The organism is Leptospiraceae bacterium (genome assembly GCA_024233835.1).
Lineage (GTDB): Bacteria > Spirochaetota > Leptospiria > Leptospirales > Leptospiraceae > JACKPC01.
The window spans coordinates 334,042-347,800 of the sequence record JACKPC010000003.1; the positions used below are offsets into that span (position 1 = coordinate 334,042).

Annotated in this window: 1 protein-coding gene; it reads right to left on the reverse strand. The window is 43.0% G+C overall.

The features are described 5' to 3' along the window. Window positions 1–15 precede the first annotated feature (15 nt). Complete coding sequence (locus tag H7A25_15930) at window positions 16–13,677, reverse strand: hypothetical protein (protein MCP5501391.1); 13,662 nt, start codon at window positions 13,675–13,677, stop codon at window positions 16–18. Window positions 13,678–13,759: the final 82 nt, after the last annotated feature.

Consider the following 13,759-nt stretch of genomic DNA (forward strand, 5'->3'; position numbering starts at 1 on the left):
TTTGTGCTCATTATTTCATGGGGATATAGACCTACTTTTTCTTGCATTTCGTATGTAATGTAATAACAGAATTAGAAATGATGCAAATATAAAGAATCCCATAGCATATTTCAAATTTTGCCACTTACCGATATAAGCAATGAGATTAGTTTCTTCCTTGGGATGCAGTATGTTATTTAAAACAACCGGTCCAATATTCTGCTGTCTGTGAACTCGAACCGGAACACTATTTTTCCCAATACTCAAATAAAGATAATAGACAGAACCATTATTCAAGGAAACATGATCATAGATTTCAGTAATATTCGTTCCACTTCCGAATCCATCACCACCTATCTGACTAAAATCGCTTTCTAAAGACGGGTTCGTTACATTGGTTCTCCATACTTCAATGCCTGTTGAAACATTGTCAAAACCCACATATAGATAGTCTCCATTACCCGCAACCATAGTAATTTTATTATTATTAGTATCTCCGAAGTTTGTTTTACCTGTAGAAGAATTTTGAGCCACAAGAGTCCAATCCCCAGAATCACATTCATTAGCGTTACCGCTTAGGCCCGGATCGCATTTCCATAGCTGAGGAACTTCCTGTCCAGCAGGACAAAGCATATCATCACTACAGTTGCTTGAAAAAGCACAGCTATTATCCCAGAGAGCCTGCATACATGCATTTCGAATTACGAATAATTTACCCTGAAACTCGGTGGCACCCGGTATGGGTTTATTGGCCGGAATAAGATCTGTGAGTTTTTCCAGACCAATGGAAAAATATTTTTTATAATCGGTTGAATTTGGTGTAATATCAACCCAATCGGAACAAGCAGAACTGGTGCAATTTGTAGGAGCATTATTTGTTGAACGAATAAAACCTCCATTTTGTTCACAAACACCTGCCGAATAGGTATTACCTTCTTTGCAGGTACTTGTATTAAAAGATATTGAACCTGAATTCATGAAATAGACTCTATCATTAAAAGAAGTAAAATAGCCTCCTAAATTATCAGGCTGAGCTGGCCTTGTGGCTGCAATTCTTCCTACTCCTGTCATATATCTCATATTCATATAACCTCCATCAGGACCGCAGACCATTTCATTGTTCAGAGTGTTAATCTTGGTAAGAAAAGGGCGGTTTGTTCCAGCTCCAGGTACACTCCAGTAAATAATTCCATTAAAGATGTGGATAGATTCACTAACTGAATTCCATACTACGCTTGAACTCCAGGATGCACGGCAGCCATCATAGTTATCGAATCCCCAACTCGCATCAAGATAATCGAAGTTTAATACCGAATCTGTATCAGTTGTAAAATAGAGGTAGTCATTATTACTGTCTTTTACGCCGGATATAAATAAATATTCGTTTCCACCGAATGTACCCACAACAAAATTACCCCGACCATTTTCATTATTGGGACCACAGCCGGCAGTTGAATTATTATTAGCTGTGCAACCTGTTGAGCCTATTGAGTTGAAAGGTGCGGAAGCGGTGCTGTCTGACTGTCTGCTTCCTGTAGTATCTTTTAAAATTTCGAAAGTAAGATTTTCTGGAGAAGAGCCATCTGCATTAAAGCGTGTAGCTCCATTTCCATTTTTATTCGGACCTATATATATTTTATTATTATATTTTTCTAAATAACCGAATGCCGTTCCATCGCCAAACGGATCGGAGATAACCGGACCATCTACGAAATTATGAGGAGTGGTTCCGCAACCGGTAAAGCTACCGCGATCTTTTGGAGTTGCTTGTAAATTTTCAGTTCCGCTTGTATCCTGTATGGCTCCAAAGGAAGTATCATCAAAGCCATCTCCGTTTGTATTATTCGCTGCGATGATTGTGTAGATACTACCATTTTGGTTGAGTTCATGTGTTATACAGACTTTATTTGGATTTGCTGAAAGTCCACCACATACAGTTCCATCTAATACTTTTACAGAAGTTATGTTTCCGACTTCAGTTCCGCTTACAATTCCTTTAACTGTATATCTACTGGCACATTCGCTGACAGTGTTACATTCAGCTGAATTTGCTAAATTTACACCGCTTTTAACGGGTTTAGAGAAGCTTACTACTAGGGATTTTAAATCAATACAAACGCTATTTGAAACTTTTAGTTTTTCCTGTCCTACAAAGTTGGCGTTGTTCGGACAGGCTATGGTATAGCTTGGATAATCCCTGTGAGTAATACTTGATTTATCGGCTAATACCGTATAGCTGTTGCCGTTAACCTGAGTAAGGGTTGTTAGATCATAGGTATTATCATCAATTTTTGTAATCCCTGTTATACTTAGAGATGAACTGGTACCTGTAAAGTTTGAATTATTTGAGCAAATACCTGTTACGGAAGTTGAATTAGCTATTTTATAGTTTCCTATAGTTGTGGCCTGTGTTTCATTTACCGGTAAGGAGTAAGTTATTCGCACTGTAGTCGGGTTCATGGAACTGGCATTTGTTAAAACAGGAACAGCTACTTCAAACTTTCCGCTTATTGGATTCAGGGATTGTAAGTTTACAGAGGTGTTGGGACTTGTTGCAGTATCGGTAATGGTTCCAAGAATGGTAATATAATCCCCTATACTGATACTTGGAGAACCTGTTCCTGCAAAGGTTATGGTTAATTTGTCACCTGTAACGTTCCATACAGCTGAGCTTATATCATTCCAGGTGTGTGAGGAACTTAATGATAATATGCTGGCTATATTGTTATTGTCAATATTTGGTTTATTAGTAGGTTCTGAAAATGTTATCAGTAAAGTATCATCTGAGTCTATCCCTGCTCCTGCGGTTGCATTTTCTGCCGCAACTGCTGTTAAAATAATGGGTGGGGCCTTATCTATAATTTCAGCGGATAAATCAGCAACCGATTGTAATTCAACTCCGGAACCTAACCATTTTCCGCTTTGCATTGTGAAAGACATGGATTTTTTCTCAGTTCCGGATACACTAAAGTCGTCAGTGATAACAGTGACAATGTTGTCGCTCGAAATACCAGGATCATCATTCGGAGATGTGATTGTGCCAGTACCTCCGGCAGTGCTATCTATCTTAACTAATGCAGTTCCATCAAGACTAAATCGTCCTGCTTCAGCGTCAGTAATTGAGCTATCTTGAATATTAGAAGAGAATAGGACCTTTATCTGATCGATCTTACCATCACTGTCCACATCATATTGATAGATTTGGGTGATAACAGGTCCTATTGTAATAGAAACAGTTTTTGTTGTTGGATTACCTGTGTTATTGGCTGCATCATAAATATTACCGGAAGCAGCTACCGTATCCACTCCATTATCTCCTGAGTTGAAAGCTGTATCAAGTAAATATTTAGCTGTATTATCAATTCCACAGGTATCAGTACCCATTGCAGTAATAGAAGTCGCTCCTCCGGCACTTAAGTTAGAATAAGTTAAGGTAGAAGTTCCTAAATCTCCGCCACCACCTCCGCAGGCGGGTGAACCACTTGCTCCGTAAACTGGTTCGGAAAAAGTGACAGATAGTATATTGCTTGCACTATTTCCTGTAGCACTTACTACAACCGGTTTGGCTGTGTCAGCTTCCGTGACAGAAGCTGAGAAAGCTTGAGCAACAGTTCCTGTGGCACCTGTGAGAGTAGGTGTAGTGGAAGTAGTCAGGTCGGGTTTGGCCCCTGTATCGTATCCGGCACCTTCTGTAAAGCTAAGATAAAGAACAGTATCATTAACTGCATCTGTTACACCACAGGCTGAGTTGACTGCTGTTCCATGATGTAAGGCCACATTGCTGTATCCTGCTATTAACCAGTGGGTGGTAGCTGTTCCGAGAGCATCTACAGAATAACCGGGGAAGGTAGAATCGGTAACGGCAGCACTGAAAGTCAATTTGTAGTGATCAATTTTACCATTATTATCACAATCCATAGTCTGAGCAGAACTGATTCCGATTTCATCATCAATAATGGTGAATGTGTGGGTGGTTTGTGTTCCGAGTGTTGCATTTGTTGGTGAGCTCAAAGTTAGTACTACTGTTTCATTTCCCGATTCATAAATTAAGTCCTGAATTACCGCTATAGTAACGGTTTGAGAAGTGGTTCCTGCGGAGAAGTTTACAGTTAAAGGAGAACCTATGGCTGTATAGTCAGTGCTGGAAGTTGCAGTACCGCCTGCATCTGTAACTACTACACTTACGGTTTTTCCGGAAGCAGCAGAAAGATTCAGGGTAATTAACCTGTTGTTTGTGCTTTCGTCAGTAGAATTACTGGTAGCAGATGCAAATTGCACAGTTGGAGCCGTATCATCGTTGTTTATTGTTCCACTACCCTGACTATCCGAAATAGTGGCTCCTGTTGCTCCGCTCAGGTTTACATAGAAGGTTTCATTGTTTTCATCTTTTGTGTCTCCGTTTGCAACAACTGTAATCGTTTTAGAAGTATCTAAGGCTGCGAAGTTAAGGGCAGTTGAGCTAATAGCTGTGTAATCGGAATCAGCCGTGGTTGCTGTATTGTCCGCAGTTGCATAGTTTACACTGATGGCTGATTCAGATTGATGGGATAGACTTACAGTAAAAATCACATCTACAGTGCCGGAGTTTCCTTCTGTTACTGCTACATCATTGATGCTAATAGTAGGTTGCGAATCATTATCGGTAACATTGGCTGTAACGGAAGCGATACTGATTCCATTGTAATTACCATCTGAACTACTGGCCGAATGTGTTATCGTAGCAGTCTGTGTTCCCTCATAAATCGTATCATCCACAGCCGTTACAGTTACGGTCTGAGTTGTACTCCAGTTGCCGGAAGTGAAGGTTAAGGAAGTGGGGCTAACAGATGCATCTGCATTTCCGGTGACAGTTATGGTTACATCATTTGTAGGAGCTGAAGTTAAAACAACTGTATAAGTATCTGTTGTTCCTCCCTCGGTTACATCGGTTGAAGAGGAAGATTCAACAATACTAACACCTGCCGAATCGTTGTCGGTTATATTAGCAGTCACACTGGCAGTTTTCCCATTATAGTTTCCGTCCGTGCTACTGGCTGTATAATTGATGGCCGAAGTATGATTTCCTTCTGCGATAGCATCGTTTACTGCTGTAACGGTTACTGTCTGTGCGGAGTTCCAGTCACCTGTAGTAAAAGTTAAATCTGTCGGGCTTACTGTTACCTGGCTATTAGGTATCGCCACACTTACTGTTACTGTTGCTGTGGGTGCTGCTGTAAGAACTACTGTATAGGTGTCTGTGCTACCTCCTTCCGTAACATTAGTGCTTCCACCGGATTGGGTGATGGATATAGAGGCTACGTCATTATCTGTAATCGTTACAGCATTGTTGCTGATACTAAAATTATTATAGTAGGTATCGGAGCTTGTAACCGTATGAACAATGTTTTGTGTATGTGTGCCTTCAATATTGGAGTCATCAATGGCTGAAACATTTACGGTTTGAGCCGTACTCCAGTTAGAAGAAGTGAAAACAAGCGAAGTAATTGCTGTAACCTGTGTTCCAGTGTTGAAAGCAATGGTCACATCAGCTGTAGGCTCTGAAGTGAGAACGAGAGTATATGAGTCTGTAGTTCCACCTTCTGTTACAGCTGCTGTGGTTTTGGAAATCGTAATTCCTGCTGTATCATTATCGGTGATTGTTACTACGTTGTCGCTGATAGAAATCCCATTGTATTTAGAATCTGAACTGGATGCAGAATGAGTCAGGTTATGTGTATAAGTGTTGCCTTCCTCTATACTATCATCGATTGCCACCACATTCACGGTTTTTGGAGTATTCCAATCAGAGGTTGTGAAGGTTACCGGTGATACGTTGGATAGTTGAGGGCTGGTTCCGAAACTTATACTAACATCTGCTGTAGGTTGAGTATTCAAAACAACTGTATACGAATCGGAACTTCCTCCTTCTGTTGCACTGGAAGTGGTTTTAGAAAGGGTGACGCCGGCTGTATCATCGTTCGTGATTGTGTAAGTATGGACATTGGTAGAACCAAGGGTCGCCGTAGCACTAGGAGAACTTAAAGTAATGATTATTGTTTCATTACTTTCATCGAGAGAATCATTTACAACAGTAAGGGCTATATTTTGAGGAGAGGCTCCGTTGGTAAATGTTAAAGTTCCTGATGCAAGTGTATAGTCAGTTCCGCTACCTGTTGCTGTTCCTCCTGTAACGGCATAGTTTACAGTCACGGTTGAAGCGGTGGAAAGAGAAAGAGCAACAGGAATATTTACAGAAGTTGTGCTTTCACTATTTGCACTGGATGCAGAAGTAAAGTTAATCTCCGGTACTGCTGCATTTATCACGATGGCTTTATTGGCACCAAGAGAGTTGGTGGCTCCGGGGCTAAAAAGGGTCAATGTGGCATCATTTAAAGCTGTATCCTTTATAGTTCCTCCACTTAGAGCGAGAGCCGTGGTAGCTGTATAATCGAGGTCTGCACTACTATCGCCATTTTGTACTGTATAAGTAAAAGTTAAAGTGTTGGTTCCACTTCCTGAAGCGTAGGTAGCATTCCTGTCTGTAGTTCCTGTTTCAAGAGTCAAGTACGGAGTGCCACCGCCTGTATTGACCGTAACGGCTTCAGAGAATGTGACTGTTACATCGATACTGACTCCCGAACCATAAGTTCCATCAGCTTTTGTAGATGTTACATTGGTAACGGTCGGAACGATACCATCAATCACGATGGCTTTATTGGCACCTAATGAGTTTGTGGCTCCTGGGCTAAAAAGAGTCAATGTGGCATCATTTAAAGCTGTGTCCTTAATGGTTCCTCCATTTAGAGCGAGAGAAGTAGTAGCTGTATAATCCAGATCGGTGCTATTGTCTCCTGCCTGAACTGTATAAGTAAAAGTTAAAGTATTGGTTCCGCTTCCGGAAGCATAGCTTGCTGTCCTGTCTGTAGTCCCGGTTTCCAGGGTTAAAAGTGGAGTACCTGAGACATTCACGTTTTCAGAGAAAACTACTTGAATGCTAATAGAATCACCCAGTTTGTAGGTTCCATCTGTGGTTGAAGAAGTAACATTACTAACAGTCGGAACGCTTGTGTCAATCACAATGGCTTTATTGGCACCCAGTGAGTTTGCAGCACCGGGAGCAGCGAGAGTGAGTGTGGCCGGGTTACCGGCTGCATCGTTAATGGTTCCACTGTTTAGAGCCAATGCGGTAGTGCTGATGTAATCTAAGTCGGCACTTGTATGGCCGGCAGCTACTGTATAACGGAAAGTTAAAGTATTACTACCTGAACCACCGAAGTAGTCTACGACTGCATCGGTTGCACCTGTTTCGAGGGTGATTTGCGGAGTGCCTGTTACAGTAACATTTTCGCTGAAAGTAATGGTCACATCAATTACATCTCCTGCCTTATAGCTTCCATCAGCTTTGGTAGAAGTTACACTACTGACAGTCGGAACGGTAGTATCAATGACAATAGCCTTATTGGCACCTAGAGAGTTTGCAGCACCGGGAGCCGCAAGAGTGAGTGTGGCCGGGTTACCTGCTGTATCATTAATGGTTCCGCTATTCAGAACCAGGGCAGAATTGCTAATATAATCTAAATCAGCACTTGTATCACCTGCCTGCACTGTATAGCTAAAAACTAAGGTACTGCTGCCGCTACCGGAAGTATAACTTACATTTCTATCAGTTGCTCCTGTTTCGAGGGTGATATAGGGGCTACCTGTGACAAATGCTGCTTCTGAAAAAGAGACTTCAATATCAATTGTATCACCTGCCTTATAACTACCGTTGGCTTTACTGGATGTAACACCGACTATAGTAGGAACGGTAGTATCAATGACAATGGCTTTATTGGCACCTAAGGAACCAGCTGCTGCCGGATTGGCAAGAGTCAGGGTAGCTGCGTTACCGGCTGCATCATTGATGGTTCCGCTATTTAGAGCAAGTGAGTTATTGGCAACGTAGTCGAGGTCAGATGTGGTATGTCCTGCACCCACAGTGTAACGGAAAGTTAAGGTGTTACTACCGGAACCACCGAAATAGTCTACGACTGCATCGGTTGATCCGGTTTCGAGGGTGATTTGTGGAGTTCCTGTTACGGTAACATTTTCGCTGAAAGTAATCGTAACATCGATTACTTCACTGGCTTTATAACTGCCATCAGCTTTTGTGGAAGTTACATTGGTAACAGTCGGAACGGTAGTATCAATTACAATAGCTTTATTGGCACCTAAAGAACCTGCTGCTGCCGGATTGGCAAGAGTAAGCGTTGCAGCGTTTCCGGCTGCATCGTTAATGGTTCCGCTATTTAGAGCAAGAGAGTTATTAGCAACATAGTCGAGGTCAGCACTTGTATCACCAGCCTGAACTGTATAAGTAAAAGTTAAAGTATTGGTTCCTGAACCGGAAGCATAGGTAGCATTTCTATCGGTTGCTCCGGTTTCGAGGGTTAAAGACGGAGTTCCTCCGGTTGTATTTACCGTAACCGCTTCGGAGAAGGTAATTTGGATGCTGACTGACTGCCCGGCTTTATAGGTCCCATCGGCAGTAGAAGAAGATACGTTTGTCACGGTCGGAACAGCAGTATCAATCACGATAGCCTTATTTGCACCTAAAGAGCCTGCTGCTGCCGGGTTTGCAAGAGTAAGCGTAGCAGCGTTTCCGGCTGCATCGTTAATGGTTCCGCTGTTTAGAGCAAGTGAGCTATTGGCAACGTAGTCGAGGTCAGCACTGGTGTCACCAGCCTGAACTGTATAAGTAAAAGTTAAAGTACTGGTTCCTGAACCGGAAGCATAGGTAGCATTTCTATCGGTTGCTCCGGTTTCGAGGGTTAAAGACGGAGTTCCTCCGGTTGTATTTACCGTAACAGCTTCCGAAAAGGTCACCTGAATGCTGACTGAATCACCGGCTTTATAGGTTCCATCGGTAGTAGAAGAAGTTACATTGGTAACAGTCGGTACTGTAGTATCAATGACAATGGCTTTGTTTGCACCTAAAGAGCCTGCTGCTGCCGGGTTTGCAAGAGTAAGCGTAGCAGCGTTTCCGGCTGTATCGTTAATAGTTCCACTATTTAGAGCAAGAGAGTTATTGGCAACGTAGTCGAGGTCGGATGTGGTATGTCCTGCACCCACAGCATAACGGAAAGTTAAAGTGTTACTACCTGAACCACCGAAGTAGTCTACGACAGCATCGGTTCCACCGGTTTCGAGGGTGATTTGGGGAGTGCCTGTTACGGTAACATTTTCACTGAAAGTAATTGTAATATCAATAGATTCGCTAATACCGTAAGTTCCATCAGCTTTAGTAGAGGTTACATTGGTAACAGTCGGAACGGTCGTGTCGATGACAATAGCCTTGTTAGCACCCAGTGAGTTGGCAGCACCGGGTGCTGCGAGAGTAAGTGTTGCCGGATTGCCTGCTGCATCATTAATAGTTCCGCTATTTAGAGCCAATGCGGTAGTGCTGATGTAATCTAAGTCGGCACTTGTATGACCGGCTCCCACAGTATAACGGAAAGTTAAAGTGTTACTACCTGAACCACCGAAGTAGTCTACGACAGCATCGGTTCCACCGGTTTCGAGGGTGACTTGGGGTGTGCCTGTTACGGTAACATTTTCACTGAAAGTAATAGTAATATCGATTACTTCAGTGGCTTTATAACTTCCATCAGCTTTTGATGAAGTAACATTGGCAACAGTTGGAACGGTCGTATCGATGACAATGGCCTTATTGGCACCCAGGGAACCTGCTGCTGCCGGGTTTGCGAGAGTCAGTGTGGCCGGGTTTCCTGCTGTATCGTTAATAGTTCCGCTATTTAGAGCAAGAGAATTATTCGCTACATAGTCGAGGTCAGAAGAGGTATCACCTGTCTGAACAGTATAAGTAAAAGTTAAAGTATTGGTTCCACTTCCTGAATCGTAGGTAGCATTTCTATCGGTGGTTCCGGTTTCGAGGGTTAAGGATGGAATACCACCGGTTGTATTCACGGTAACAACTTCCGAGAAAACCACCTGAATGCTGATTGATTGCCCGACTTTATAAGTTCCATTGGCAGTAGAAGAGGTTACACCGGTAACAGTCGGAACTGTCGTATCGATGACAATGGCCTTATTGGCACCTAAAGAGCCTGCTGCTGCCGGATTTGCCAGAGTAAGTGTGGCCGGATTGCCTGCTGCATCGTTAATGGTCCCGCTATTTAGAGCGAGAGAGCTATTGGCGACGTAGTCAAGGTCAGAAGAGGTATCGCCAGCCTGAACTGTATAAGTAAAATTTAAAGTATTGGTTCCACTTCCTGAAGCGTAGGTAGCATTTCTATCAGTAGTTCCGGTTTCGAGAGTTAAGGATGGAATTCCACCGGTTGTATTCACGGTAACGGTTTCCGAAAAAGTCACCTGAATGCTTACCGAATCACCGACTTTATAAGTCCCATCGGTAGTAGAAGAAGTTACATTGGTAACGGTTGGAGCTGCTGTATCTATAATAATGTCTTTGTTTGCCCCCAGAGAGTTTGTAGCAGCCGGGTTGGGTAAGGTTAAAGTTGCATCATTACCCACTGAATCTTTAATGGTCCCGCTATTTAGAGCAAGAGAGTTATTTGCTACATAGTCCAGATCGGAACTTGTATCACCCGCCTGTACTGTGTAGGAGAAAGTGAGGGTGGTTGAACCACTACCTGAAGTGTAAGTTACGCTTTGATCTGTTGTTCCTGTTTCCAGTGTTATAGTCGGTGTTCCTCCTGTAGTTACTACTGTAACAGCCTCTGAAAAGGAAATATCTATATCAATTGATTCTCCTGCTTTATATGTTCCGTTGCTTTTGCTTGAGGTGACACCTGTAACAGTTGGAGAAGTCGTATCAATTACAATCGCCTTATTGGCTCCCAGGGAGCCGGTGTTGCCGGGTGTGGCCAGAGTAAGAGTTGCATCATTGCCCACTGCGTCTTTAATGGTCCCGCTATTTAGAGCAAGAGAGTTATTGGCAACGTAGTCGAGGTCAGCACTGGTGTCACCAGCCTGAACGGTATAAGTAAAAGTTAAAGTGCTGGTTCCCGAACCGGAAGCATAACTTGCATTTCTATCGGTTGCTCCGGTTTCGAGGGTGAGTGTGGGAGTTCCTCCGGTTGTATTGACTGTAACGGTTTCCGAAAAAGTCACCTGAATGCTTACCGAATCACCGGCTTTATAGGTTCCGTTGGTAGTAGAAGAAGTTACATTGGTAACGGTCGGAGCAGTAGTGTCGATGACAATGGCCTTATTGGCACCGAGAGAATTTGCCGCAGCGGGGTTTGCAAGAGTCAATGTAGCAGCATTTGCTCCCGCATCGTTAATGGTTCCACCGTTTAAGGCAAGTGAATTATTAGCGACGTAGTCGAGATCAGAAGAGGTATCGCCAGCCTGAACTGTATAAGTAAAAGTTAAAGTATTGGAACCTGAACCGGAATCGTAGGTAGCATTTCTATCAGTGGCTCCTGTTTCGAGTGTGAGTGTTGGAATACCACCGGTTGTATTCACGGTAACAACTTCCGAGAAAGTCACTTGAATACTGACTGACTGTCCGACTTTATAAGTTCCATTGACAGTAGAAGAGGTCACATTGGTAACAGTAGGTGCTGTAGTATCAATGACTATTGCTTTGTTGGCACCGAGAGAATTTGCCGCAGCGGGATTCGCTAATGTCAGAGTAGCTGCATTAGAAGCTGCATCAAGTATGGTTCCCCCGTTCAGTGCAAGTGAGTTATTAGCAACGTAGTCGAGGTCAGCACTGGTATCGCCAGCCTGAACTGTATAAGTAAAAGTTAAAGTATTGGTTCCCGAACCGGAAGCATAACTTGCATTTCTATCGGTAGTTCCGGTTTCGAGGGTGAGTGTGGGAGTTCCTCCGGTTGTATTGACTGTAACGGTTTCCGAAAAAGTCACCTGAATGCTGACTGACTGCCCGGCTTTGTAGGTTCCGTTGGTAGTAGAAGAAGTTACATTGGTAACGGTCGGAGCAGTAGTGTCGATAACAATGGCTTTGTTAGCACCTAAAGATCCTGCTGCTGCGGGAGTAGGTAAAGTAAGTGTAGCTGCGTTACCAGCCGGATCATTAATGCTACCTCCATTTAATACCAGAGAGTTTGTAGCTACATAGTCCAGATCAGATGTGGCATGTCCCGCACCTACAGTATAACGGAAGGTTAAAGTATTGCCCCCGGAACCACTTAAATAATTCACAACTGCATCGGTTCCACCGGTTTCGAGGGTGAGTGTGGGAGTTCCTGTAACGGTAATATTTTCACTGAAGCTAATTAAGATATCGATAACCTCTCCTGCTTTATAACTTCCATCGACTTTGGATGATGTAACACTGCTTACAGTAGGGGCAGTAGTGTCAATGACAATAGCCTTGTTGGCCCCTAAAGAGTTTACAGCTCCGGGAATAGCGAGGGTAAGGATAGCATCTGTTGCATTGGAACTGGCTTTGATTGTTCCTCCGTTAAGACTTAGAGCTGTAGAGGAGGTATAGTCGAGATCAGATGTTGTATCGCCTGTCTGAACTGTATAAGTAAAAGTTAAAGCATTGGTCCCGGTTCCGGAAACATAGTTTATTGTACGATCCGTGGTCCCGGTTTCGAGTGTAAGAGTAGGGGTTCCGGTTACATCAACAGCATTAGAAAAGTTTACCTGGATGCTGACTGATTGACCGGCTTTGTATGTACCATCTGTTGTTGAAGAGTTTACGGAAGAAACTACTACGACATTTGTATTGATAACAATATCTTTTGATATTCCTAAAGAAGAAGCACTTGTTGTAGCCGGTAGGCTTAGACTTGCATTATTTGTTGCCTGATCCCGAATAGAGCCTCCGTTTAGCTCAAGGCTGGCTGTGTCTACATAGTTCAAATCATTACTGGCATCTCCAGCTTGAATTGTATAGGTAAAGGTTAAAGTATCAGTTCCTGAACCGGAAGTATAGGTAGCATATTGATTGGGAGTTGTATTTAATTTTAATCTCGGAGTTCCGCTTACAGAAACAGTTTCATTATATTTAACCTGAACGCTGATGCTATTTGTTGAAGATAAATTAGAATAAGTTCCATTAGGAGTGCTCGAGGTCACTGAGGATACAGTTGGTGGCAAGGTGTCTATGATAATACTCTGGTTGCCACTGATAGAAGTAGCAGAGCCGGGAGTAGGAGTTGTGATGTCAGCGTCTTTAGAGGAATCGGCGTTTTTAATACTTCCACCATTCAAGGAAAGGGCCGAAGTGCTGGCCAGATCCAAACCGTTATAATCGTCGAGAGACGATACTGTATAAGTAAAAACGAGGGTGCTACTTCCCGTTCCGGAAGAGTAGTTTACAGTAATGCCATTATTTAAAGTGATTTTAGGAGTTCCGCTTACTGTAACTGCTTCAGAGAAATTAATCTTAATTTCAATGACAGCTCCTACTGTATAATTACCGCTTCCCTGGGTAGTTGTACTAGAAATAATCGTCGGAGTGGTAGTCGCTACACCGGTACCGGTTCCCGTGCCTGTTCCCGTACCAGTTTCTGTGCCTGTTCCGGTACCTGTAACAGTAGCTGTTCCCGTTTCAGTGCCTGTTTCTGTAGAACTGCCGCCTCCTGGAGGAAGCAATAAAGCACCTCCACCACCTCCACCGCCACCTAAAACGAAGAAAATTAAGGAAGGCCAGGAAGTACACTGGTTGGTGGAAAAGAGTAAAAAGATGGATAGAAAGAGGATTTTCAATGTTTTCATGACAGAACTCCTAGAGCTAAGAGACGTAAAAAGGAAATAAATTATTAAATTATTGTCAAAATATGCAAGAAAAAAAGTAATC

Coding starts and splice junctions, on each gene's coding strand:
- H7A25_15930 (MCP5501391.1), bottom strand. CDS start 13,677: ATGAAAACATTGAAAATCCTCTTTCTATCCATCTTTTTACTCTTTTCC.